The 23937-nt window shown below is 71.3% G+C and carries 19 protein-coding genes; 12 read left to right on the forward strand and 7 right to left on the reverse strand.

The features are described from left to right. Positions 1-42: 42 nt before the first annotated feature. Genes egtA through egtD form a run of 4 tightly spaced genes read left to right on the forward strand, consistent with a single transcriptional unit; the run spans position 43 to position 4386 of the window. Positions 43-1296, forward strand: a complete 1254-nt coding sequence (egtA, locus tag OG385_RS00250) for an ergothioneine biosynthesis glutamate--cysteine ligase EgtA (protein WP_266850669.1) — start codon at positions 43-45, stop codon at positions 1294-1296. Next, positions 1293-2594, forward strand: coding sequence for an ergothioneine biosynthesis protein EgtB (gene egtB / locus OG385_RS00255; protein WP_266850671.1), 1302 nt, complete (start codon positions 1293-1295; stop codon positions 2592-2594). Before egtA ends, egtB begins: the two co-directional genes overlap by 4 nt. Next, positions 2594-3418, forward strand: coding sequence for an ergothioneine biosynthesis protein EgtC (egtC, locus tag OG385_RS00260; RefSeq protein WP_266850673.1), 825 nt, complete (start codon positions 2594-2596; stop codon positions 3416-3418). Before egtB ends, egtC begins: the two co-directional genes overlap by 1 nt. Then, complete coding sequence (egtD, locus tag OG385_RS00265) at positions 3415-4386, forward strand: L-histidine N(alpha)-methyltransferase (RefSeq protein WP_266850675.1); 972 nt, start codon at positions 3415-3417, stop codon at positions 4384-4386. The genes egtC and egtD overlap by 4 nt, the downstream gene beginning before the upstream one ends. On the opposite strand, the gene OG385_RS00270 is transcribed toward egtD, so the two are convergent. Then, on the reverse strand, positions 4361-5536 hold the full coding sequence (locus tag OG385_RS00270) for an extracellular solute-binding protein (RefSeq protein WP_266860515.1): 1176 nt from the start codon (positions 5534-5536) through the stop codon (positions 4361-4363). The genes egtD and OG385_RS00270 overlap by 26 nt on opposite strands. A 330-nt stretch (positions 5537-5866) precedes the next feature. Between OG385_RS00270 and OG385_RS00275 the strand changes: the two genes are divergently transcribed. Continuing rightward, positions 5867-6082, forward strand: coding sequence for a dodecin (locus OG385_RS00275; RefSeq protein WP_266850677.1), 216 nt, complete (start codon positions 5867-5869; stop codon positions 6080-6082). Positions 6083-6151: 69 nt separating this feature from the next. After that, the gene (locus OG385_RS00280) at positions 6152-7153 is read left to right on the forward strand and encodes an MsnO8 family LLM class oxidoreductase (protein WP_266850679.1); all 1002 of its coding nucleotides are present in this window, start codon (positions 6152-6154) and stop codon (positions 7151-7153) included. 29 nt (positions 7154-7182) lie between these two features. Here OG385_RS00280 and OG385_RS00285 read toward each other — a convergent pair whose 3' ends face one another. Beyond that, positions 7183-7986: a metalloregulator ArsR/SmtB family transcription factor gene (locus tag OG385_RS00285; protein ID WP_266860517.1), complete on the reverse strand. Its 804-nt coding sequence runs from the start codon at positions 7984-7986 to the stop codon at positions 7183-7185. A gap of 292 nt (positions 7987-8278) precedes the next feature. Here OG385_RS00285 and OG385_RS00290 point away from each other — a divergent pair, with 292 nt between their 5' ends. The 5 genes from OG385_RS00290 to OG385_RS00310 all read left to right on the forward strand — a co-directional run bounded on the left by OG385_RS00290 (position 8279) and on the right by OG385_RS00310 (position 15840). Next, on the forward strand, positions 8279-9373 hold the full coding sequence (locus tag OG385_RS00290) for a 3-deoxy-7-phosphoheptulonate synthase (protein ID WP_266850681.1): 1095 nt from the start codon (positions 8279-8281) through the stop codon (positions 9371-9373). Between the two features lie 87 nt (positions 9374-9460). Further along, positions 9461-11431 carry an amino acid transporter gene (locus tag OG385_RS00295; protein ID WP_266850683.1) on the forward strand — a complete coding sequence of 657 codons (1971 nt, stop codon included), beginning with the start codon at positions 9461-9463 and terminating at the stop codon, positions 11429-11431. Positions 11432-11659: 228 nt separating this feature from the next. Continuing rightward, positions 11660-12040, forward strand: a complete 381-nt coding sequence (locus tag OG385_RS00300) for an SAV_915 family protein (protein ID WP_266850685.1) — start codon at positions 11660-11662, stop codon at positions 12038-12040. A gap of 9 nt (positions 12041-12049) precedes the next feature. Continuing rightward, positions 12050-13435, forward strand: coding sequence for a diaminopimelate decarboxylase (lysA, locus tag OG385_RS00305; protein ID WP_266850686.1), 1386 nt, complete (start codon positions 12050-12052; stop codon positions 13433-13435). A 62-nt stretch (positions 13436-13497) separates the two neighbouring features. After that, positions 13498-15840, forward strand: a complete 2343-nt coding sequence (locus OG385_RS00310; RefSeq protein WP_266850688.1) for an excinuclease ABC subunit UvrA — start codon at positions 13498-13500, stop codon at positions 15838-15840. A gap of 63 nt (positions 15841-15903) precedes the next feature. On the opposite strand, the gene OG385_RS00315 is transcribed toward OG385_RS00310, so the two are convergent. Genes OG385_RS00315 through OG385_RS00325 form a run of 3 tightly spaced genes read right to left on the reverse strand, consistent with a single transcriptional unit; the run spans position 15904 to position 19302 of the window. After that, a complete protein-coding gene (locus OG385_RS00315; RefSeq protein WP_266850690.1) occupies positions 15904-16650 on the reverse strand; it encodes a succinate dehydrogenase/fumarate reductase iron-sulfur subunit in 747 nt (248 codons plus the stop codon). After that, positions 16647-18596, reverse strand: coding sequence for a fumarate reductase/succinate dehydrogenase flavoprotein subunit (locus OG385_RS00320; RefSeq protein WP_266850692.1), 1950 nt, complete (start codon positions 18594-18596; stop codon positions 16647-16649). The genes OG385_RS00315 and OG385_RS00320 overlap by 4 nt, the downstream gene beginning before the upstream one ends. Position 18597: 1 nt before the next feature. Continuing rightward, entirely contained in the window at positions 18598-19302 is a 705-nt protein-coding gene (locus OG385_RS00325) for a succinate dehydrogenase cytochrome b subunit (protein ID WP_266850693.1), read from the reverse strand. Positions 19303-19400: 98 nt separating this feature from the next. Between OG385_RS00325 and OG385_RS00330 the strand changes: the two genes are divergently transcribed. Further along, on the forward strand, positions 19401-20300 hold the full coding sequence (locus OG385_RS00330) for a LysR family transcriptional regulator (protein ID WP_266850695.1): 900 nt from the start codon (positions 19401-19403) through the stop codon (positions 20298-20300). 73 nt (positions 20301-20373) lie between these two features. Here the strand turns inward: OG385_RS00330 and OG385_RS00335 are convergent, their stop codons facing one another. Together OG385_RS00335 and OG385_RS00340 are read right to left on the reverse strand one after the other, a co-directional pair. Beyond that, the gene (locus OG385_RS00335; protein ID WP_266850697.1) at positions 20374-22557 is read right to left on the reverse strand and encodes a bifunctional diguanylate cyclase/phosphodiesterase; all 2184 of its coding nucleotides are present in this window, start codon (positions 22555-22557) and stop codon (positions 20374-20376) included. Beyond that, a complete protein-coding gene (locus OG385_RS00340; RefSeq protein WP_266850699.1) occupies positions 22554-23366 on the reverse strand; it encodes an SAM-dependent methyltransferase in 813 nt (270 codons plus the stop codon). The genes OG385_RS00335 and OG385_RS00340 overlap by 4 nt, the downstream gene beginning before the upstream one ends. Between the last annotated feature and the right edge of the window lie 571 nt (positions 23367-23937).

Raw genomic sequence — 23937 nt, forward strand, 5'->3', positions numbered from 1 at the left:
CCGGACAACGGCTGAAGGTATCTTCGCCACGAGGAGCCGATCATGACCATGCCGCTGCTGACCGAAGTCGATGCGGAGCACCTGCTCCGATGTATCTGCTTCAAGACAGGACCGCCCCGTACCGTCGGGGTCGAGCTCGAATGGCTCGTCCACGACCTGCACCGCCCCGATTCGCCGGTGTCCGAGGACCGGATCCGGCGGGCACAGACGGTGGTGCGCGCCCTGCCGCTCGTCTCGGCGCTCACCTTCGAGCCCGGCGGGCAGCTGGAGCTCAGCTCGCAGCCCGCCGCATCACTGACCGAGTGCGTCGACTCGGTCTCCGCCGACCTGACCGCGGTGCGCGGCGCGCTGCGTGGCGAGGGGCTGGTACTCACCGGTCTCGGCCAGGACCCCTGGCACCCGCCGCGCCGGCTGCTGCGTGAACCGCGCTACGACGCGATGGAGACGTATCTGGACCGGCACGGGACCGCCGGCCGGTCCATGATGTGCGGTTCGGCCTCCATCCAGGTCTGCCTGGACGCGGGGCACGCCGAGCCGGGGCCGCTGGGCTACGGCAGGCGCTGGAAGCTGGCGCATCTGCTGGGCGCGGTGCTGGTGGCCGCGTTCGCCAACTCGCCGCACCGCCAGCGCCGTACCACCGGCTGGCTCTCCACCCGGCAGTCCCAGTGGGCCGACATCGACCCGGTGCGGTCGCTGGCGCCGGACGACGGACTGGAGCCGCGGGAGGCCTGGGCCGCGCACGTCCTGGACGCACCGGTGATGTGCATCCGGGCCGACGTGGGGCCCTGGCCGGTGCCGGACGGCCTCTCGTTCCGGCAGTGGCTGCGTACCGGCCTGCCCAGGCCGCCGACCCGGGAGGATCTGGACTACCACCTGACCACGCTGTTCCCTCCGGTGCGGCCGCGCGGCCATCTCGAACTGCGCATGATCGACGCGCAGGCGGGCGAGGACGGCTGGACGGTGCCGCTCGCGGTGACCGCCGCGCTCTTCGACGACCCGGCCGCCGCCGAGACCGTGTACCGCGCCGTCAAACCCCTCGCGGAGACGGCGGGCCGGGCGCGCGCGCCGCGCAACCCGCTCTGGGAGGCGGCGGCCAGGACCGGCCTCGCCGACCCCGAGCTGCGCGCCGCCGCGGTGCTCTGCTTCGCCGCCGCGCAGGAGGCGCTGCCCCGGCTCGGCGCCGCCACCGCGGTGCAGGACGCGGTCGCCGCCTTCACCGAACGCTATGTCGCACGGGGCAGGTGCCCCGCCGACGATCTGCTGGATCCCGACCACGGGAAGGATCTCCGCCCATGACCGCCGACCCCACCGCTGTGCGCCGCAGCGCGCTCGACGCGCTCACCGCGGCGCGCAGCCGTACCAGCGCTCTGACGGACTGCGTCGAGGACAGCGAACTCATCGCGCAGCACTCGCCGTTGATGTCCCCGCTCGTCTGGGATCTGGCTCATATCTCCAACCAGGAGGAGCAGTGGCTCCTGCGGGCGGTCGCGGGCCGCGAGGCGATGCGCCCCGAGATCGACTCGGTCTACGACGCCTTCGAGCACCCGAGGGCGACCCGCCCCACGCTTCCGCTGCTCCAGCCCGCCGAGGCGCGGCGCTACGCGTCGGAGGTACGGGGCCGGGTCGTCGACGTACTGGAGAGCGCCCCGCTGCACGGACGGCCGCTGGTCGACGCCGGGTTCGCCTTCGGCATGATCGCCCAGCACGAGCAGCAGCACGACGAGACGATGCTCATCACCCATCAGCTGCGCAGCGGCCCCGCCGCACTGACCGCCCCCGCGCCGCCGCGTGCCGACAGCACCGGTCTTGCGGACGAAATCCTCGTTCCCGGCGGCCCGTTCACCATGGGTACATCGGACGAGCCGTGGGCGCTGGACAACGAACGGCCCGCGCACCAGCGGCTGGTGCCGGCCTTCCACATCGACACCACCCCGGTGACCAACGGCGCGTTCCTGCGGTTCATCGAGGACGGCGGGTACCGCGACGAACGCTGGTGGACGGAGCAGGGGTGGGACCTGGTACGCGGCCATGAGCTGGCCGCCCCGCTGTTCTGGCGCAGGGAGGGCGGCCAGTGGCTGCGCCGCCGCTTCGGCGCCGTGGAGCCCGTCGCTCCCGACGAGCCGGTGCTCCATGTGAGCTGGTACGAGGCGGACGCCTATGCCCGCTGGGCGGGGCGGCGGCTGCCGTCCGAGGCCGAGTGGGAGAAGGCCGCACGCCACGACCCGGCGACCGGCCTTTCGTACCGCTACCCCTGGGGTGACGAGGACCCCACCCCCGAGCGGGCGAACCTGGGCCAGCGCCACCTCGGCCCGGCGGCGGCGGGCAGTTATCCGGACGGTGAATCGCCGCTCGGGGTACGGCAGTTGATCGGCGATGTGTGGGAGTGGACGGCCAGCGACTTCCTGCCCTATCCGGGGTTTGTCGCCTTCCCCTACCGCGAGTACTCGGAGGTGTTCTTCGGCCCGGACCACAAGGTGCTGCGCGGCGGCGCGTTCTCCGTCGGCGAAGTGGCCTGCCGGGCGACCTTCCGCAACTGGGATCTGCCGGTGCGCCGTCAGATCTTCGCCGGGTTCCGGACCGCGAGGGATGCCTGATGTGCCGTCATATCGCCTGTCTGGGGCCGTCGGAGCCGCTGGGTGAGGTGCTGGTGCGGCCTCGGCACGCGCTGGTCCGCCAGTCCTGGGAGCCGCGCAGGCAGCGCCACGGGACGGTCAACGCCGACGGGTTCGGGGTGGGCTGGTACGCCGATGACGACCCGGTGCCCGCGCGCTACCGGCGCGCCGGACCGATCTGGGCCGACCTCTCCTTCGCCGATCTCGCCCGGGTCGTACGCAGCGGGGCGGTGCTGGCAGCGGTCCGCGACGCCACCGAGGCGGGCGCCGACGGGGAGGCCGCGGCGGCGCCGTTCGCCGCGGGTCCCTGGCTGTTCAGCCACAACGGCGCGCTCACAGGCTGGCCCGTGAGCGCGGCACCGCTCGCCGCCACGCTCCCGCCGGCCGAGCTGCTCGGGATGGCGGCGCGCTGCGACTCCGCGCTGATCTGGGCGCTCGTCCTGCACCGGCTGCGGGAGGGCGATCCGCTCGGCCAGGCGCTGGCCGACAGCGTCACCGACCTCGCGGCGGCCGCGCCCGGCTCACGGCTCAATCTGCTGCTCACCGACGGCACCGCCATCGCCGCCACAGCCTGGGGCGACACACTCTGGTACCTCACGGAGCCCGGCACGACCGCCTCCACCGCCTCCACCACCACCGGCAGCACCGGCAGCACCGGCAGCACCGGCGCCGACGCCGGCCGCACAGTCGTCGCTTCGGAGCCGTACGACGACGGTCCGGGCTGGCGCGAGGTCCCCGACCGCACCCTGCTCGTGGCGACCCGTACCGATGTCCAGCTGACCCCACTCAAGGAGCCCACGGCGTGAGTCCGTTCCAGCTGACCCGCACCCTGCCCGAGGACGCGACGGACGCCGCCCTGCGCGCGGACGTGCTCCAGGGCCTGACCCGTACGCCCAAGACACTGCCGCCCAAGTGGTTCTACGACGCGCGGGGCAGTGAGCTGTTCGAGGAGATCACCGCGCTGCCCGAGTACTACCCGACCCGGGCGGAGCGGGAGATCCTGCTCGCCCGTGCGGGCGACATCGCGGAGGCCACCGGCGCCCGCACCCTGATCGAGCTGGGTTCGGGGTCATCGGAGAAGACCCGGCATCTGCTCGACGCGCTGCCCGCGCTGGAGGCGTACATCCCGGTGGACGTGAGCGGGAGCGCGCTCACCGCGGCGGCGGAGGCGCTGCTCGCCGAGCGGCCGGGGCTCGCCGTGCACGCGCTGATCGCGGACTTCACCCGTGAGCTGGCACTGCCGGCCGCCCCGGGGCCCCGGCTCGTCGTCTTCCTGGGCGGCACCATCGGGAATCTGCTGCCGCCCGAGCGCGCCGCGTTCCTGCGATCCGTACGGAATCTGCTCGATCCGGGCGACCACCTGCTGCTCGGTACGGACCTGGTCAAGGCGGAAAGCGTGCTGGTCCCGGCGTACGACGACACGGCCGGTGTCACCGCCGCCTTCAACAAGAACGTACTGAGCGTCATCGACCGGGAGTTGGGGGCCGACTTCGATCCGGACGCCTTCGACCATCTCGCGGTCTGGGACAGCGAGAACGAGTGGATCGAGATGCGGCTGCGGGCCCGCGGGGCGTTCACCGTGAAGATCCCGGAGCTGGATCTGGCGGTGCCGTTCGCGGCGGGCGAGGAGATGCGGACGGAGGTGTCCGCCAAGTTCCGCCAGGAGGGGGTGCGAACCGAACTGGGCGCGGCGGGCCTGGCATTGGACCACTGGTGGACGGATTCCGGCGGGCGGTTCGCGCTGTCGCTCAGCGGTCCACCAGCTCGTCCGTGAGGAGTTTCGACGCCTTCTTCGCGGCTGTTCCGGCGTCCTGCCCTGTGAGCACGTCTGTCATATAGGGCTTGATCGGGTTGTCCGCCTCGACCGCCGCCCAGCGCGGCGAGTTCGGGGTGGCCCGGCCGCGTGCTGCGCCCGCGGCCATCGCGGCGGTCCCCTCCTCGCCCTTGACCACGCCGGCGAGCTTGGCCTTGTTGGGGACATAGCTCATGGTCCGGGCCAGCTCGGTCTGCCACTTGCGGCCGGCCAGGGCTTCGACGACTCCGACCGCCGCGTCACCGTGGGGTGCCTTGTCGGGAATGATCAGGTCGGAGCCGCCGGTGAACACCGCCGACGGCCTGGCCGCCGTCTTCCCGGGGATCGGGAAGAAGCCGAGCTTGCCCTTGAGCGCCGGATTGCTCTTCAGGATGGTCTGCGCGGTGCCGGGCACCGCGATGATCTGCGCGACATCGCCGCCCGCGAACACGTCGGCCTGCTGCGGATGGGCCTCGTCCGCGTTCTTGGGCCCGTTCCCGAGGCCCTGGAGCTCCTTGTAGAAGTCCATGCCCCTGATCGCGGCCGGACTGTCCAGGGCCCCGGTGAAATTACCGCCGGCCTCCTCGGCCAGTTCACCGCCCTCGTCCCAGATGAAGCCGGAGAGGGTGTACCAGTCCTGTCCGGCCAGGTAGATCCCCTGCCGGCCGCCGTGGTCGAGCACCTCGGTGTCCTTGATCCACTGCGCGCGGGTCTTCGGCGGTTCGGAGATCCCGGCGTTCCGGAACAGGTCCTTGTTGTAGATGACGACGCGGTTGGCCGCGTACCAGGGGATGCCGTACTGGGCGCCGTCGATGCTTCCGGGGTCGGCGAGACCGGGCAGCCAGTCCGAACTGCCGAGGTCTCGGGCCGATTCGAGGGTGAGGTCGCGCAGCCCGCCGCTCTCCGCGTACATCGCGACCTGGGTGTTGCCGACCTCGATCAGGTCCGGGCCGTGGCCGGACCGCAGGGCCGCCGTGACCTTGGCGCCGATTCCGCCCCACTCCTGGATCCGGACAGCCAGCTTGACGTCCTTGTGCTCACTCTCGTACTCCCTGGTGAAGCGCTGGACGAAGCCGTCGGACGCGCTGCCCTTCATCAGCCACACCGTGACGGTGGTGGTGCTGTCCCCCATGCCCGGCAGCCGGCCGCAGCCGGTGAGCGCGGTGGCGGTGAGTGCGGTGGCGAGCAGGACGGCGCGGCTCAGGCCGGGACGGTTCTTCACGGAGGTCACCTCTGTCGTAAGGACACGGCAGTTCATGACCCGACGTGGGGGAAGCGCGGACGGCTTGAACGGGTTGGCTGGATTTTGGTACAGACCAATCCTCGCGGTCAAGGCCCGGGGCGCCCGCACTTGCGATGACCGCCGGGGTACAGCGGCCCGTCAGCCCCGCGGCCCGGTCGGCGGCGCGCGGAGTACGGCTCCGTACGGCACCGTGGAGGGAGGCGACGAAAGGAGCGGGTCATGTCGGACCACACCTACCGGGTGACGGAGATCGTCGGTACCTCGCACGAGGGCGTGGACCAGGCCATCCGCAACGGTCTGGGGCGCGCGGCCGGCACGCTCAGGGGCCTCGACTGGTTCGAGGTCACCGAGGTGCGCGGGCAGATCGTGGACGGCCAGGTCGAGCACTACCAGGTCGGCCTGAAGGTCGGCTTCCGGCTGGAGGACGAGGGGTGACCCGGCGCACTCCCCCGCCCGGCGGAAGAGGCTGGGGAATGCGCGCCCGGCACGGACGTTGAACCCGTTGTGAGTTCTGCGATCTCCTCGACCCCGTTCTCCGTACTGGACCGCTCCCGTACCCGCGAAGGGCGTGACGGCCCGGAGGCCCTGCGCGACACCGTGCGCTTCGCGCAACAGGCCGAGGCGCTGGGCTACCACCGGTTCTGGGTCTCGGAGCACCACAGCGTGCCCGGCGTCGCGGGCTCCGCACCCACCGTCCTCGCCGCCGCCGTCGCGGCCGCCACCTCGACGATCCGGGTGGGCACCGGCGGGGTGATGCTGCCCAACCACCGGCCGCTCGTCGTCGCGGAGCAGTTCGGTGTGCTCGAAGCGCTCTTCCCGGGCCGGATCGACATGGGCCTGGGCCGGTCCGTCGGGTTCACCGACGGCATCCGCCGGGCACTGGGGCACGGCAGGCAGGACGCCGAGGACTTCGCCGCCCAGCTGGCGGAGCTGCTGGGCTACTTCTCCGGCGACCAGACCGCGCACCCCCAGGTCCACGCCCGTCCGGCGGAGGGGCTGCGGCTGCCGGCCTTCGTCCTGGCGACCGGCGCGGGAGCACAGGTGGCGGCCGGGGCGGGACTGCCGCTGGTGATCGCCGCCGTTCGCGGCGAGGACGAGATGCTGCGCGCCGTCGACGGCTACCGCGACGCGTTCCGGCCTTCGGCCTGGGGCGAGCGCCCGTACGTCGTGCTCTCGGGCACCGTCGCCGTTGCCCCCACCACCGAGGAGGCACGCCGGATCCTGCTGCCCGAGGCCTGGTCCACGGCCTACTCGCGCACCCATGGCATCTTCCCGCCGCTCGCCCCCGCCGAGCGGATCACCGGTCTGCGGATGACCGAACGGGAGCGGGCCCTTTTCGACGAGGCCCGGCGCGGCCAGCTGCACGGCACCGAGGACGAGGTGGCGGACGGTCTGGAGAAGCTGCTGAGCCGCAGCGGCGCCGACGAGTTCCTGGTCACGACCAGTACGTACGACCGTACGGCGCTGCTCGACTCCTACCGGCGGCTGGCGCGGATCACCGGCTGACACACCGGGCCGCGGCCGCTGTCCCCGCACTACCCGGCGACCGTCCGGCCGCCCTCCAGCAGGGTCTTCAGTGCCGAGAGGATGAGGACCCAGCCGCCGCTGACGCCCTCCAGCATCTTGCTCGCGGGGCTGTCGAAGCCGTCGTGCGTGATGGTCAGCTTGACCCCGGCCGACGGCACTTCGGCGGGCTCGATGTCGAAGGTGACCCTGGATCGCTCCTTGCTCGCCTCCGCGAACTCCTCGTCCGACACGTCGTCGGACATCTCCCGGTGCATGGACTGGAACGTGTGCCAGGTGTACGAGAGCCGCTTGCCCGGTTCGGCCTCGATGACCCGCTGGCCGAGGTCCTCGAAATCCCCGTCGGGACCCATCTTCCACTCGACCACCGATCCCGGCTCCCAGTCCGAGCGTGGCCCCCAGCCGTCCATGTACTGCTTGATGAACTCCCAGTCGGTCAGGGCCTCGTAGAGCTTCTCGGGGGTGGTGCGGATATAGGTGACGTAGACGAATTCCGGCTTGTCCATGGCTGGTCCTTCCAAGGTCTGTCTGAGCTCCGAGAGCGCCGTCAGCCGCCCGCGTTCGTACCGGCCGATCCAGCGGTCGGCCATCTCCTGGATGGGCACGGGGTTGAGGTAGTGCAGCTTCTGCCTGCCATGTCTGACGGCCGTCACCAGATGGGCCCCGGCCAGCAGCGCGAGGTGTTTGCTCACCGCCTGCCGGCTCATCTCCAGGCCCTCGCTCAGCTCCCGCAGGCTCTGCCCGTTCCGGGCGTTGAGCCGGTCGAGCAGCCGCCTCCGGTTCGGATCGGCCAGTGCCCGGAACGCCTCATCCATGCCCACACCCGAAGTATAGGCAACCATATGGTTGCCTATCAACCGGAGGTTCCCCGTCCGGGTGCCGCTCCCGGCTCTGCTACGGTTTCCGCATGTCAGTGATCCGTTGGTATCAGCGCTATGAGCCGGCTCCGGGTGGAGCCGGAGGTCACGTGCGCTGACCGACCGATCACCCGGAGCCAGCAAGGCAGAGACGCATCGTCTCTGCCTTTCGTCGTACAGGCGGGCTGGTACCGGGCGGGCGTGCACCGCACGCACAGGGCCTCCCGCCGCAGCAGAACGGGAAGCCCTCATGAACACCTCCACCACCGAAGCGTCCGACACCGGCGACCTGCGGGTCACCGGCTTCCAGCGCCTCGTCGCACCGTCGGCCCTGCGGGACGAACTCCCCCTGGACGCCGAGCGCGTGGCGCTGGTCCGCGACAGCAGGGAGGCGGTGCGGTCCGTACTCGCCGGGGAGGACGACAGACTCCTCCTCGTCGTCGGCCCCTGCTCCGTCCACGACCCGGCGGCAGCACTGGAGTACGCCCGGCGGCTGGCGGCGGCCGCCGCGCCGCTGAGCGGTGAGCTCTGCGTCGTCATGCGCGTCTACTTCGAGAAGCCGAGGACGACGCTCGGCTGGAAGGGGCTCATCAACGACCCCGGCCTGGACGGCACACACGACGTGGAGCGGGGACTTCGCACAGCCCGCCAGGTGCTGGTCGACGTGCTCGGCACCGGGCTCCCGGTCGGCTGCGAGTTCCTGGAGCCGACCGGCCCGCAGTACATCGCTGACGCGGTGACCTGGGGCGCGATCGGCGCACGGACACCGGAGAGCCAGGTGCACCGCCAGCTCGCCTCCGGGGTGTCGATGCCGGTCGGATTCAAGAACGCGACGGACGGCGACGTCCAGGCCGCGGTCGACGGCTGCCGGGCAGCGGCAGGGAGCCATGTCTTCTTCGGGATCGACGGCGAAGGCCACGGCTCGGTCGTCTCGACGTCCGGCAACCCCGACTGCCATGTGATTCTGCGCGGTGGCCGCGGCGGGCCCAACTACGGCCCGCAGGACATCAGCGACGCCCTCGCACTGCTGGACAAGGCGGGGATGCCGGGCCGTCTGGTCATCGACGCCAGCCACGCCAACAGCGGCAAGGACCCGGTGCGCCAGGCGGAGGTCGTACGGGAGGTCGCCGACCGGGTGGCATCCGGCGAGGAGGGCATCGCGGGGCTGATGGTGGAGAGCTTCCTGCTGGAGGGCCGTCAGGAGCCGGGCCCGCTCAGCACGCTGACGTACGGCCGGAGCGTGACCGACGCCTGCGTGGGCTGGGAGGAGACCGAGCGCCTGATCGGCGAGCTGGCGGCGGCCGTCGTACGGCGGCGCGGTCGCTCACCGCGGCAGGCCGGGTAACGATGTGAGGGACACCGCTGCCCCTCGGCTCTGAGGGCGAGACCCCGCAGCCAGCAGAGCCGCCAGAGACAACAGGGGGATCCCCGCATGACCGGCAGCCAGGCCGCGCCCCCGCCGCAACCCGCGCGCCCCACGGCGCGCTGGCGGGCCTGGCTGCTGGAAGGGCTGGTCGAGCAGTCGGCCCGGCACCCCGGCCCGCACGGCACACCGCCCGCCGAGAACAAGGGGCATGCCTGGTGGCGGGTGATGTGCCTCACCGGTGTGGACTACTTCTCCACGCTCGGCTACCAGCCGGGCATCGCCGCACTGGCCGCCGGTCTGCTCTCGCCGCTCGCCACCCTGGTGCTGCTCGCCCTGACACTCGGCGGCGCGCTCCCCGTGTACCGGCGGGTGGCCCGCGAGAGCCCGCACGGCGAGGGCTCGATCGCCATGCTGGAACGGCTGCTGCCGTGGTGGGCGGGGAAGCTCTTCGTCCTCGTGCTGCTCGGCTTCGCGGCGACCGACTTCATGATCACCATCACTCTGTCGGCCGCAGACGCCTCCGCGCATGTGGTGGAGAACCCGTTCGCACCGCACTGGCTCCAGGGCGCCAATCTCTGGATCACCCTGGCGCTGGTCTCCGGTCTCGGCGCGATCTTCCTCAAGGGCTTCCGGGAGGCCATCGGTATCGCGGTCGTCCTCGTGGGGATCTATCTGGGGCTCAACCTGGTCGTACTCGCCAACTCGGTGTGGAACGTGGCCACCCACCCCGTGGACGTGAGCGACTGGTGGCAGGCGGCGAGGGCCGCGCACTCCTCGCCGCTCGCGATGATCGGTGTGGCGCTGCTGGTCTTTCCCAAGCTGGCACTCGGCATGTCCGGTTTCGAGACCGGGGTCGCCGTCATGCCGCAGGTCAGGGGCGACGCGACGGACACGTACGCGAAGCCCGCCGGACGGATCCGGGACACCCGCAGGCTGCTCACCACCGCCGCGCTGATCATGAGCGGGTTCCTGCTGGTCTCCAGCCTGGCCACCACCATCCTCATCCCCGCCCCCGAGTTCAAGGCCGGCGGCAAGGCCAACGGGCGGGCCCTCGCCTATCTGGCGCACGAGCATCTGGGCCAGGTCTTCGGGACGGTGTACGACATCTCCACGATCGCGATCCTGTGGTTCGCCGGCGCGTCGGCGCTCGCCGGGCTGCTCAACCTCGTACCGCGCTATCTGCCGCGCTACGGGATGGCGCCCGAGTGGGCGCGCGCCGTGCGGCCGCTCGTCCTCATCTTCGTGGCGATCGCCTTCTTCGTCACCTGGCAGTTCGACGCGAACGTCGACAAGCAGAGCGGCGCCTACGCCACCGGGGTGCTGGTCCTGATGCTGTCCGCGTCCTTCGCTTCGACGGTCGCGGTCCTGCACCGGGGCCGCCGGCGCGCCGCCGCCGGCTTCGGTCTCATCACGGCGGTCTTCGCATACACCCTGGTCACCAATGTGATCGAGCGCCCCGACGGGCTGAAGATCGCCTCCCTGTTCATCGTCGCCATTCTGCTGACCTCGTTCGCGTCCCGGGTGCACCGCGCCTTCGAACTGCGCGCGGCCGACGTCACGTTCGACGACACCGCCGCCCGGCTGGTGGACGCGGCCGCACGGCTCGGGCCGCTGCGCGTCATCGCCAACGAGCCGCACGAGCGCGATGCGGCGGAGTACCGCGCGAAGGAGGGCAGCCAGCGCGAGGAGACCCACATCCCCGAGGGGAGCCCGGTCCTCTTCCTCGAAGTCACCGTGCAGGACTCCTCCGACTTCACGGTGAGCATGCCGGTGACCGGCGGCGAACGGTACGGGGTGCGCATCCTGCGCGTCGTCGGGCCCGGGGTGCCCAACACCATCGCCGCCGTACTCCTCCAGCTCAGGGACCGCACCGGCCGGGTACCGCACGCCTACTTCAACTGGACCGAGGGCAGCCCGGTCGGCCATCTGCTGCGCTTCCTGGTCTTCGGCCACGGCGAGGTGGCCCCGGTGACCCGTGAGGTCCTGCGCCGGGCGGAGCCCGATCCGGCCCGGCGGCCCCGCGTCCACGTCGGCTGACCCGGCGCACCGGGCACCGTCCGGCCGGACCTCGCCGGGTGACCGCGCCCGTACGCGCACCCGCATCCGCGCCCGCGCGTCAGCATCGCGTCAGTACCGGGCAGCCGCGCGTCAAGTGTCCGTCAGCGGCACACCGGCCGCCTCCCCCTGCGGGCATAGCGTCATCGATGCAGCCACGGCCCGACCCGGCCGGGGCACCGACCGTCTTCTTCCTCCAGGAGAGCCGCCATGTCCACGAGCACCCACGCCGACGCCACCGAACCTCCCGAACAGCCCCCGGCCGGGCCTCTCTTCGTTCCCGTCCGGCCGGGACCCGCAGGCTGCTCGGCCCGTGTCTTCCGCACCCCGCCCGGCGCGCGCACCGCGGTCGGCTTCACATCGGAGGCGCGGCTGCGGAACACGCTCGGCCGGGACCAGGCGTGGATCAGGCTCTCCGAATCGGCACTGCGCGCCCTGGTCGGGCCGCTGGGCGTCGCCGTGCTCACCGTCGACCCGCAGTTCTCCGCGCCCACCGCGACCCGCTCCGGCCGCGTCGAGCGGCGCACCGGTGTCCCGGCCGGCACCGGAACAGCCGCCGTCACCACCCGCCTCGATCTGCTGATCGGCTGAGGGGGAACCATGTCCGTTCCTGTCGCTGTATCCGCCACCGCCGCCTCCGCTCCGTCCTCGGCCGCCCCGGAGACCGCTGCCACCGATCCCGCCGAGGCCGGTGCGCTGTCCGTCTGGCCGGCCTCCGCCCGCCCGCTCCCCGACGGCGATGTCACCGTCGGCGGGGTCTCCCTCGCCGAGGCCGCCGAGGAGTTCGGCACGCCCGTCTACCTGCTGGACGAGGCCGAGGTCCGGGAGCGCTGCCGGGCCTACCGGGCCGCCTTCCCCGACGACGAAGTCGTCTACGCGGCCAAGGCGTTCCTGTGCCGGGCCGTCGCCCGCTGGGTCCACGAGGAGGGTCTGGGGCTCGACGTCTGCTCGGCGGGCGAGCTGGAACTCGCCGTCGGCGCCGGCTTCCCGCCCGAACGGATCGTGATGCACGGCAACGCGAAGAGCCCCAAGGACCTCAGTGCGGCGGTCCGGCTCGGCGTCGGAGTGATCGTGGTCGACAGCGCGTCGGAGATCGCCCGGCTCGCCGCGGCCGTGCCGCCCGGCCCGCCCCGGGCGGTCATGGTGCGGGTCGTCCCGGGTGTGTCGGCCGGCGGGCACGCGGCGGTCCGCACCGGCACGGACGACCAGAAGTTCGGCCTCTCCCTCACCGACGGGTCCGCCGCGCACGCCGTGACCAAGATCCTCGGCCAGCCGGGACTCGACCTCGTCGGGCTGCACTGCCACATCGGCTCCCAGATCACGTCGGCCAAGCCCTATGCCGCCGCCGTCCGGCGGATGGTGGGGCTGCTGGCCCGGGTACGGGACCAGCACGGTGTGACCCTGCGCCGGCTGGACATCGGCGGTGGTCATGCCATCGCCTACCGTCCGGGCGATCAGAGCCTCGGTCCGGACGCGCTGGCCTCCCGGGTCCGCGCGGAGCTGGCCGACGGCTGCGCACGGGCCGGGCTGCCGGTACCGCGGCTGACCCTGGAGCCGGGCCGGGCCATCACCGGGCCCGCCGGAGTGGTCCTCTACCGGGTGCTGTCGGTCAAACGGACCGGGAAGCGCACCTTCGTCGCCGTGGACGGCGGAATGAGCGACAACCCGAGGCCCGCGCTGTACGGAGCCGGGTACGCGCCCCGGCTCGTGGGCCGCCGCTCCGCCGCAGGGCCCGCCGAGGCCACCGTCGTGGGGCGGCACTGCGAGGCGGGCGATGTCGTGGCGGACCGGGTGCCGCTGCCCGCCGACGTACGGCCGGGCGATCTGCTGGCGGTACCGGCCGCGGGGGCGTACCACCTGTCCATGGCATCCGGCTACAACCTGATCGGCCGCCCGCCGGTGGTCGCGGTGCGGGACGGGGCCGCCCGGGTGCTCGTACGCCGGGAGTCGCTGGACGACGTACGGCGCCGGGATGTCGGCCTGTGACGGCGGCCGCGCAGGGCAACCGCCACCCGGGTTCTCCGGTACCGCGGCACTAGAATTCCGGTATGCAAAGCCCTCATGACCCGTATGTCCGTGTCCGTGATGCCCGCGAGCACAATCTGCGCGGCGTCGATGTGGACATCCCCCGTGACTCCCTGGTGGTGTTCACGGGGGTCTCGGGCTCGGGCAAGTCCTCGCTGGCCTTCGGGACGGTCTACGCGGAGGCCCAGCGGCGGTACTTCGAGTCGGTCGCCCCGTACGCCAGGCGGCTCATCCACCAGGTGGGGGCGCCGAAGGTGGGCTCGATCAGCGGTCTGCCGCCCGCGGTCTCGCTCGAACAGCGCAGATCGGCGCCCACCTCCCGGTCGTCGGTCGGTACGGTCACCACGCTCTCGAACTCGCTGCGGATGCTCTTCTCGCGTGCGGGCGACTATCCGGCGGGGGCCGGGCGGCTCGATTCCGACGCGTTCTCGCCGAACACCGCGGCCGGCGCCTGTCCGGAGTGCCACGGCCTGGGACGGGTGCACCGGACCGGCGAGGCACTGCTGGTGCCGGACCCCTCACTCTCCATCAGGGAAGGTGCCATCGCGGCGTGGCCCGGGGCCTGGCAGGGCAAGAACCTCCGCGATGTACTCGACGCACTCGGGTACGACGTGGACCGGCCGTGGCGCGAACTGGAGCAGCAGGACCGCGACTGGATCCTCTTCACCGACGAGCAGCCGGTGGTGACCGTGCACCCGGTGCGGGACGCGGGGCGCATCCACCGCCCGTACCAGGGCACGTACATGAGCGCGCAGCGGTATGTGCTGCACACCTTCGCGGACTCGAAGAGCCAGTCGCTGCGCGCCAGGGCCGAGCGCTTCCTGACGAGCGCCCCGTGCCCGTTGTGCGGGGGCCGCCGGCTGCGCCCCGAGTCGCTCGCGGTCACCTTCGCGGGCCGTACGATCGCCGAACTCGCCGCGCTCCCGCTGTCCGGTCTGGCCGGGGTGCTGGCCGGCGAGCACGACAGCGAGACGGCGAAGGTGCTGACCGCCGATCTGCTGGCGCGCATCGCGGTCGTCACCGAACTGGGCCTGGGGTACCTGAGCCTGGACCGGAGCACCCCGAGCCTTTCCTCGGGTGAACTGCAACGGCTGCGGCTGGCAACGCAGTTGCGGTCCGGCCTCTTCGGTGTCGTGTACGTGCTGGACGAGCCGTCGGCGGGGCTGCACCCCGCGGACACCGAGGCGTTGCTGGTGGTTCTCGACCGGCTCAGGGAGACGGGCAACTCCGTCTTCGTGGTCGAGCACGAGCTGGATGTCGTACGCCGTGCGGACTGGCTGGTCGATGTGGGACCGGACGCGGGTGAGCACGGGGGCAGGGTGCTGCACAGCGGGCCGCCCGGACTCCTCGCGGACGTGGCCGATTCGGTGACCCGGCGCTATCTCTTCGACGAGTCCCCGGCTCCGGTGCGCTCGGCGCGGGAACCCTCCGGGCTGCTGGAGATCGGCCCGGTGACCCGGCACAATCTCGACGCCCTGCGGGCCACGGTCCCGCTCGGTGTGCTCACCGCGGTGACCGGCGTATCGGGCTCCGGGAAATCCACCCTGGTCGGTGAGATCACCGAGGAACTTCCGGGTGTGAAGAGGCTGGTGACGGTGGACCAGAAACCGATCGGCCGTACTCCCCGGTCCAACCTCGCCACGTACACCGGGCTCTTCGACACCGTACGGAAGCTGTTCAGCGCCACCGACGAGGCGCGGGCCCGCGGATACCGGGCGGGCCGGTTCTCCTTCAATGTGCCGGGCGGGCGGTGCGAGACCTGCCAGGGCGAGGGGTTCGTCTCCGTCGAGCTGCTGTTCCTGCCCAGTACCTACACGCCGTGCCCGGACTGCCACGGCGCGCGCTACAACCCGGAGACGCTGGAGATCAGGCACCGGGGGCTCTCCATCGCCGATGTGCTCGATCTGACGGTGGAGGCCGCCGCCGAGTTCTTCGCCGGTACGCCGGCCGCCGCACGCAGTCTGCGGACGCTGCTCGACGTGGGGCTCGGCTATCTGCGGCTGGGGCAGCCCGCGACCGAGCTGTCGGGCGGTGAGGCGCAGCGCATCAAGCTGGCGAGCGAGCTCCAGCGGGCCCGCGGGGCGCATACCCTGTACGTCCTGGACGAGCCGACCACCGGGCTGCACCCGGCCGATGTCGAGGTGCTGATGCGGCAGTTGCACGGTCTGGTGGACGCGGGCCACACAGTGGTGGTGGTCGAGCACGACATGGCGGTGGTGGCCGGCGCCGACTGGGTGATCGACCTCGGGCCCGGCGGGGGCGGTGACGGCGGGCGGATCGTCGCAGCGGGCCGGCCGGCCGAGGTGGCTGCCGCGCCCGGCAGCCGGACCGCGCCGTATCTGACGCGAGCGCTGCGCGGGGTGTGACGGGACACCGTACGCCCTGTCACACCCCGCGCAGCGGCCCCGGAACGAGCAGAGCCGGCGGGATCAGCGGCTGACCTTGCGAGTGGCGCGCAGCCACTCCTTGTTCATCGCGGTGATCGACGGCAGCGGGATGCCCTTGGGGCAGGCGGTGGCGCACTCCCCGGTGAGCGTGCAGCCGCCGAACCCCTCGTCGTCCATCTGCGCGACCATGTCGAGGACCCGCGTCTCACGCTCGGGAGCCCCCTGCGGAAGCACGTTGAGGTGGTTGACCTTCGCCGATGTGAACAGCATCGCGGAGCCGTTGGGGCAGGCCGCCACACAGGCACCGCAGCCGATGCACTCGGCGTGCTCGAAGGCGAAGTCGGCGTCCGGCTTCGGTACGGGCGTGGCGTGCGCCTCGGGCGCCGCGCCGGTCGGGACGCTGACGTATCCGCCGGACTGGATGATCCGGTCGAAGGCCGAGCGGTCCACGACCAGGTCCTTGACGACCGGGAACGCCGAGGCGCGCCACGGTTCGACGTCGATGGTGTCGCCGTCCCGGAAGGAGCGCATGTGGAGCTGGCAGGTGGTGGTGCGCTCCGGGCCGTGGGCGTCACCGTTGATGACCAGGCTGCACGCGCCGCAGATGCCCTCGCGGCAGTCGTGGTCGAAGGCGACGGGCTGGTCGCCCTTGAGCGTGAGTTCCTCGTTGAGGGTGTCGAGCATCTCCAGGAACGACATGTCCGGTGAGATGTCGTCGACTTCGTAGGTCGTCATGGCGCCGGGGGCGGCCGCGTTCTGCTGGCGCCAGACGCGCAGGGTGAGCTTCATGCGTAGCTCCGCTGAGTGGGGTGGACGTACTCGAAGACCAGGTCTTCCTTGTGCAGGACGGGGGCGTCGCCGGTGGCGGTGAACTCCCAGGCGGCGGCGTACGAGAACTCCTCGTCGCGCCGCGCGGCCTCCCCGTCCGGGGTCTGCGACTCCTCGCGGAAGTGGCCTCCGCAGGATTCCTCGCGGTGCAGCGCGTCGAGGCACATGAGCTCGGCGAGCTCCAGGTAGTCCACGACGCGGTTGGCGCGCTCCAGCGACTGGTTGAACTCCTCGCCGGTGCCCGGCACCTTGATGCGGCGCCAGAACTCCTCGCGGATCTCCGGCAGCCGGTCGAGCGCCTTGCGCAGGCCGTCCGCCGTACGGGCCATCCCGCAGAGCTCCCACATCAGTTCACCGATCTCCCGGTGGAAGGAGTCGGGGGTGCGGTCGCCGTCGACCGAGAGCAGCAGGTTGAGCCGGTCCTCGGTCTCGGCGACGGCCTCGGCGACCGCCGGGTGGTCGGCGGTGACCTCCTCGTGGTGCGGGTTGCGGGCGAGATAGTCGTTGATGGTGGACGGCAGGACGAAGTAGCCGTCGGCGAGCCCCTGCATCAGTGCGGAGGCGCCGAGCCGGTTGGCGCCGTGGTCGGAGAAGTTGGCCTCACCGACCGCGAACAGGCCGGGGATGGTGGTCTGGAGGTCGTAGTCGACCCAGAGGCCGCCCATCGTGTAGTGCACGGCCGGGTAGATGCGCATCGGTGTCTCGTACGGGTTCTCCGCCGTGATCTGCGCGTACATGTCGAAGAGGTTGCCGTACTTCTCCTCGACCGCCCTGCGGCCCATGCGCCTGATCGCGTCGGCGAAGTCCAGGTAGACGCCCTGGCCGCCGGGGCCGACGCCACGTCCCTCGTCGCAGACGTTCTTCGCGGCGCGCGACGCGATGTCGCGCGGTACGAGGTTCCCGAACGAGGGGTAGGTGCGCTCCAGGTAGTAGTCGCGCTCGTCCTCGGGGATCTCGTTGGCGGGGCGGTCGTCGCCCTTCGCCTTCGGTACCCAGATCCGGCCGTCGTTGCGCAGCGACTCGCTCATGAGGGTCAGCTTCGACTGGTGTTCGCCGGTGCGCGGGATGCAGGTGGGATGGATCTGGGTGAAGCAGGGGTTGGCGAACCAGGCGCCGCGCCGGTGGGCGCGCCAGGCCGCGGTGGCGTTGGAGTTCATGGCGTTCGTCGAGAGGTAGAAGACGTTGCCGTAGCCCCCGCTGGCCAGCACCACCGCGTCCGCGAAGTAGCTGGAGATCTTCCCGGTGATCAGGTCGCGGGCGACGATCCCGCGGGCCTTGCCGTCGACGACGATCAGATCGAGCATCTCGGTGCGCGGGTGCATCTCGACGGTGCCCGCCGCGATCTGCCGGGACAGCGCCTGGTAGGCGCCGAGGAGCAGCTGCTGCCCGGTCTGGCCGCGGGCGTAGAAGGTACGGGAGACCTGGACGCCGCCGAAGGAGCGGGTGTCCAGGAGTCCGCCGTACTCACGGGCGAACGGCACGCCCTGGGCGACGCACTGGTCGATGATCTCCACCGAGATCTGGGCGAGCCGGTGGACGTTGGACTCGCGGGACCTGAAGTCGCCGCCCTTGACGGTGTCGTAGAAGAGCCGGTGCACGGAGTCGCCGTCGTTGCGGTAGTTCTTGGCGGCGTTGATCCCGCCCTGCGCGGCGATGGAGTGGGCGCGGCGCGGCGAGTCCTGGTAGCAGAACTGCACGACGTGGTAGCCCTGTTCGGCGAGAGTGGCACCCGCGGAGCCGCCCGCGAGCCCGGTGCCGACGACGATGACGGTGTGCTTGCGGCGGTTGGCGGGGTTGACCAGCTTGGCCTCGAAGCGGCGGGTGTCCCAGCGTTCGGCGACGGGCCCCTGCGGGGCTTTGGTGTCGGCGGCCGGGGTGCCGGTCGTGTACTGCGTGTAGTCGGTCATGTCAGCTCACGACTCCGGTCATGACGGCGACGGGTACCGAGATGAAGCCCACCGTCAGCACCAGCGCGAGGATGTTGGCGATGGCCTTGAGCACCCGGTCGCGGGTGGCTTTCCCGGCGCCGAGGGTCTGTGCCGCGCTCCAGAAGCCGTGCCTGATGTGCAGGCCGAGCGCGAGCATCGCGACGATGTAGATGACGTCGCCGTACCAGGTGTGGAACGTCGCCACGACGTTCTCGTACGGGTGCCCGGGCTGGGCGTTGTTGTTGACGGTGAGGGTGGTGAAGTCCAGCAGGTGCCACACGATGAACAGCACGATGATGATGCCGCCCCAGCGCATGGTGCGGGTGGCGTAGCTGGACCGCGGGCGCTTGTGTGCGTACGCGACCGGGCGGGCCCGCAGGTCGCGGCGGCTGAGCTGGTAGGCGCAGACCGCGTGCAGCACCACAGCGACGACGAGCACGACGCGGATGATCCAGAGCGCCCACTCGTAGTGCAGGAAGGGCTCGCCGATGGTGCGCAGCCAGTGCGCGTAGCTGTTGAACTGCCCGGAGCCGAAGAAGATCTTGAGGTTCCCCAGCATATGGACGACCAGGTACAGCAGCATGATCAGACCGCTCACGGCCATGATCGTCTTCTTGCCCACGGTCGATCCCCAGACCGATCGCGCCATGGACGGCCGTTGGTCCGTCTTTGTTGCCAGTGCCATGTCAGAAGACGTTACGGCTCCGGATGGCCAGAGGTCCAAGACATGATGCGGCTCATCTCCATAGGCACTGGCTATCGTGGTCGGCTACCGTGGGAGACATGCAGCTCCAGCAGCTCGGCTACTTCGTCGCCGTCGCCGAGACCCGCCACTTCACCCGTGCCGCCGAGGAGCTGCATGTCGCCCAGCCCTCGCTCTCCCAGCAGATCAGGGCGCTGGAGAAGGAGCTGGGCGCCGAGCTGTTCAGCAGGGCCCGGGGGAACATCACCCTCACCGACGCCGGCGAGACGCTGCTGCCGCTCGCCCGGCGGATCCTCGCCGACGCCGAGACGGCCCGCCACGAGGTGCAGGAACTGGCCCAGCTGAGGCGCGGCCGGGTGCGGCTGGGCGCGACGCCGAGCCTCTGCACCGGCCTGCTCCCCGATGTCCTGCGCACCTTCCACGACCAGCACCCCGGCATCCAGCTGATGATCGAGGAAGGCGGCTCGCACGACCTCGTACGGGAGCTGGCGCGCGGCACGCTCGACCTCGCGCTGGTCGTCCTCCCGCTGCCCACGCCCTCGCCGGCGCTCACCACCGTCGAACTGCTCCAGGAGGACCTGGTCGTCGTCTCGTCGCCCGCGGCCACCGCACCGCGCTCACCGCTGCGGGTCGCCGATCTGGAGGGCGAGCCGATGGTGATGTTCCGGCACGGCTACGACCTGCGGGACCTCACGCTGTCGGCCTGCCGGGCCAAGGGGTTCGAGCCGTACTTCACCGTCGAGGGCGGCGAGATGGACGCCGTGCTCGGCTTCGTACGGGCCGGACTCGGCATCGCGGTCGTGCCCAGCATGATCGCGGCACGGGCCGGTCACGGGCTGCGGGTCACCCCGCTGGCCCGCCCCGGACTGCGCCGTACGATCGCGCTGGCCCACCGCAGCGATGTGGCGCCGCCGCGTGCCGCCCGGGTCCTCCAGGACATCCTGCTGAGCGGCGCAGGGCCGGCCGGCCTGGACCGGTGAGCTCCGGCCGGGCCGGACCGGTTGAGCCGACCCCGGCCGGCCGGGCCGGATCAGTGAGCCGCGCCCGGCCGCGTCACACCGCGTCGGCCAGCGACAGCGTGTGGATCCGGTCGGGTGCGCCGGGCCGTGCGTAGTACCAGCCCTGGGCCGTGTCGCAGCCCAGCTCCTTCAGCTGGTCGGCCTGCGCGCCGGTCTCCACGCCCTCGACGGTGACCGCCAGCTTCAGGCTGTGCGCCAGCGCGACGATCCCCTCGACGATCCTGAGGTCGACCGGGTCGGCCGGATGCTGCTGCATCGACTGCGTGAACGACCGGTCCAGCTTCAGCACGCTCACCGGCAGCCTGCGCAGATTGGCGAGGTTGGAGTAGCCGGTGCCGAAGTCGTCGAGCGCGATGTCCACGCCCATGTCGGCCAGTTGCCGCAACGGCTTCAGCAGGTCGTCGTCGGCGCCGATCAGCGCCGACTCGGTGACCTCCAGGCAGAGCGCGCCCGGATCGAGGCCGGTGCGCTCCAGGACCGCCACCGTGTCGGCGACGAGCCCCGGGTGGTAGAGCTGGGTGGGCGAGAGGTTGACGTTGATCCGCAGTGGCCCGCCGTCGCTGTGCGCGGGGTGCAGCTGCTGCCAGCCCCTCGCCTGCCGTACGGACTCCTCCAGCACCCAGCGGCCGAGCGGCACGATCAGTCCGGTGTGCTCGGCGAGCGAGATGAACCGGTCGGGCCCGAGTATCCCGTGCTGCGGATGCGACCAGCGCACCAGCGCCTCCGCCCCGTGCACGGTGCCGTCGCCGAGGTGCACCAGCGGCTGGTACTCGATGAAGAACTCGCCGCGTTCCAGAGCCGCGGGCAGCGCGGTGGTGAGTCCGTGCCGGGTGATGGCGCGGGCGTCCGCCTCGGCGTCGGCCAGCTGGAAACGGTTGCCGCCCGCGGCCTTCGCCCGGTACATCGTGATGTCGGCGCTGCGCAGCACCTCGGCCGCGCTCTGTGTCCCGGACAGCCCCTCGACCACCCCGATACTCCCCCGGACGGTCAGCTCCCGGCCGTCGATCCGGATGGGGGCCGCCAGCACCGACAGGATGCGTACGGCCAGTTCCTCGACCTCGTCGGCGGACTCGTACCCCGTGGTGAGCGCGACGAATTCGTCACCGCCCAGCCGGGCCACCATCTCGCCGGACGCCGTCGCACAGCTCTGCAGCCGGTCGGCGACCTCGACCAGCATCCGGTCGCCCGCCGAGTGCCCGAGGCTGTCGTTGATCGCCTTGAAGCCGTCGAGGTCCAGATAGCAGAGGCCGAAGCGCATCCGGTCGGGTGCGGTGACCGCCTTGTCCAGCCGCTCGAAGAAGAGGGTGCGGTTGGGCAGTCCGGTCAGCGCGTCGTGCGTCGCCTCGTACCGCAGCCGCAGATTGAGCAGCCGCCGCTCGGTGGTGTCCTCGATGAGCGCCAGCTGGTACTGCGGCTTGCCCTCCGCGTCCCGCAGCAGCGACACCGTGAGGTTGGTCCACAGGACGGTGCCGTCGTTGCGGTAGTACGGCTTCTCGACCCGGTAGTGCTCACGGTCGCCGCGCACCAGCTCGGCGTGGAGCCGCCAGACCTGCGGGGCGTCGTCGGGGTGCACCCACTCGTTGACCTTGCGGCTGCGCACATGGTGGTCGACCCCGCCGAACATCCGCAGCAGGGCCGCGTTGATCTCCAGGATGTTGCCGTCCAGGTCGGCGATGCCGATACCGACCGCCGCGTCCTCGAACACCGCGCGGAAACGCGTCTCGGTGACGTGCAGCGCCTTCTCGGCGGCGCTGCGCGCGGAGAGCGCCGAGCGGGCGATGGCCTCCTGCTCCGCGAGGGTGCGTTCGCGCAGCGCCTGGGCGAACCCGGCGGCCAGGGAGTGCTGGAGGCGGGCACAGCGGTTGCGGATCTCCTCGGCGGTCAGGTCGGGGCCCGTGTCGAGCGCGCCGCAGTAGAGCACCAGATACGAGTCGACCACCCCGAGAGTCCGGCTGAGGGCGTCGGGGTCGGTGCAGTGGGCGGCCACCAGATCGCCGCCGACCCGGTGGGCGGGCGCCGGGTCGAAGGGCCAGGCGTGCAGCGCCTCGCTGAGGCCACGCGCGAGCGGCAGCAGATGCTGCTCGAACTCGGGCCTGGTCAGCGAGGTGGCGGTGGACGGGAAGATGGCCCGGCTCCAGATGGTCGCGAAGCGGCCGATTCTGTCCTCGGGACTGTCCTGGTCGGCCGGGGACGCCGACTTCTGCCTCGGCAGGTTCACGGCCTGAGTCCCACTCCCACGACACCCGCGAAGGCGTACGGGTCCTCCTGGTCGACCGGGGTCTCCGGCCGCCACTCCGGCATGGCGACCAGTCCGGGCTGTACGAGTTCGTACCCGTCGAAGAACCGGGCGACCTCCTCGCCCGAGCGCATCACCAGCGGGTTGCGGATGCTGCGGTAGACGCCGACCGCACCGCCCGCCTGCTCCTGCGGGAGCGTCATCCGCTCGTACGACGCGTGGGTGAGGATCAGCAGGCTGCCGGGCGCGAGGGCGTCGCGCAGGGTGGCGACCGCCGTGTACGGGTCGTCGGCCTCCTCGATGAAGTGGAGTACGGCCACCAGCAGCAGCGCCACCGGGCGGTCGAGGTCGAGCAGGGCCTCGACCTCGGGGCAGTTCAGGATGTCCTGGGGCTTGCGCAGGTCGGCGGCGGCCACCGCGGTCAGGTCGTTGCCTTCGAGCACGGCCTTGCTGTGGGCGACGGCGACCGGGTCGTGGTCGATGTACACCACCCGGGAACCGGGATCGACGGACTGGGCGACCTCGTGCACATTTCCGAAGGTCGGTATGCCGGAGCCGATGTCGAGGAACTGGGTGATTCCCCGTTCCACGGCGAACCGCACCGCCCGGCGCATGAAGGCCCGGTTCGCCTGCATCACCTTGGGAAGTCCAGGCATGAACTCCATGGCTTTGCGGGCGGCCTCGCGGTCCACCTCGAAATTGTGCGAACCGCCCAAGTAGTAGTCGTAGATCCGCGACACGCTCGGCACCGAAAGATCGATGCCCTGCGGGGCCCAGGCAGGACGCTCCATCAATGTCTCCAACAGGTCGGCACGACGGTCGGCCATTGTCCATGGCCACTGTGACTGTGGGGGCCGAATCTACTGACCACCTGGCAAGAGAGCGAGCAAAAACGGAAATTGGCGGTCCGTTATTGGTCACATGCTGCTGGCAAGTGCTCCCGGCCTGCCGCCGCGCGCTCCGTGCGAGCGTGGCGGAGCCCATCGTAAGCACCCTCCTCCGCGGCAATTCCCGCGGGTGACACGTGAGATGGCCGACTCAAACACAAAGGCGCAGATATCCCCCCTTCCGGCGAATCGGCGACAACGCCGGAGTGCTGACGTGCCGGGCGGATCATGCTGCTCGGCATGTACCGATCGCCGCGGACACTCGTTCCGCTCACCGGCCGGCTGCTGGCGGTGGCGGGCCTCCTCTGGTTGCCGCTGATACCCGTGCCCGCAGTGTCTTCCGACTGCTCCTACGCCTCCATCTCCCAGTCGGGTCAAGCCGTTTCGGGGAGAGCGGTCGCCATCGGCGGCAGCAGCAGCTGCACGGCTGAGCACACCCACAAGCCGAAGCCCCCGCCGCCGCGGCCGAAACCGC

It is taken from the genome of Streptomyces sp. NBC_01306 (genome assembly GCF_026340465.1).
GTDB lineage: Bacteria > Actinomycetota > Actinomycetes > Streptomycetales > Streptomycetaceae > Streptomyces.

Excerpts from the sequence above, each read along its gene's own strand:
- OG385_RS00315 (WP_266850690.1), bottom strand. The coding sequence starts at position 16,650 with ATGAAGCTCACCCTGCGCGTCTGGCGCCAGCAGAACGCGGCCGCCCCC.
- OG385_RS00330 (WP_266850695.1), top strand. The coding sequence starts at position 19,401 with ATGCAGCTCCAGCAGCTCGGCTACTTCGTCGCCGTCGCCGAGACCCGC.
- OG385_RS00320 (WP_266850692.1), bottom strand. The coding sequence starts at position 18,596 with ATGACCGACTACACGCAGTACACGACCGGCACCCCGGCCGCCGACACC.
- OG385_RS00270 (WP_266860515.1), bottom strand. The coding sequence starts at position 5,536 with ATGGGGGACAGCACCACCACCGTCACGGTGTGGCTGATGAAGGGCAGC.
- OG385_RS00300 (WP_266850685.1), top strand. The coding sequence starts at position 11,660 with ATGTCCACGAGCACCCACGCCGACGCCACCGAACCTCCCGAACAGCCC.
- OG385_RS00340 (WP_266850699.1), bottom strand. The coding sequence starts at position 23,366 with ATGGAGCGTCCTGCCTGGGCCCCGCAGGGCATCGATCTTTCGGTGCCG.
- OG385_RS00295 (WP_266850683.1), top strand. The coding sequence starts at position 9,461 with ATGACCGGCAGCCAGGCCGCGCCCCCGCCGCAACCCGCGCGCCCCACG.
- egtB (WP_266850671.1), top strand. The coding sequence starts at position 1,293 with ATGACCGCCGACCCCACCGCTGTGCGCCGCAGCGCGCTCGACGCGCTC.
- egtA (WP_266850669.1), top strand. The coding sequence starts at position 43 with ATGACCATGCCGCTGCTGACCGAAGTCGATGCGGAGCACCTGCTCCGA.
- OG385_RS00310 (WP_266850688.1), top strand. The coding sequence starts at position 13,498 with ATGCAAAGCCCTCATGACCCGTATGTCCGTGTCCGTGATGCCCGCGAG.
- OG385_RS00290 (WP_266850681.1), top strand. The coding sequence starts at position 8,279 with ATGAACACCTCCACCACCGAAGCGTCCGACACCGGCGACCTGCGGGTC.
- OG385_RS00275 (WP_266850677.1), top strand. The coding sequence starts at position 5,867 with ATGTCGGACCACACCTACCGGGTGACGGAGATCGTCGGTACCTCGCAC.
- OG385_RS00325 (WP_266850693.1), bottom strand. The coding sequence starts at position 19,302 with ATGGCACTGGCAACAAAGACGGACCAACGGCCGTCCATGGCGCGATCG.
- egtC (WP_266850673.1), top strand. The coding sequence starts at position 2,594 with ATGTGCCGTCATATCGCCTGTCTGGGGCCGTCGGAGCCGCTGGGTGAG.
- OG385_RS00285 (WP_266860517.1), bottom strand. The coding sequence starts at position 7,986 with ATGGATGAGGCGTTCCGGGCACTGGCCGATCCGAACCGGAGGCGGCTG.
- lysA (WP_266850686.1), top strand. The coding sequence starts at position 12,050 with ATGTCCGTTCCTGTCGCTGTATCCGCCACCGCCGCCTCCGCTCCGTCC.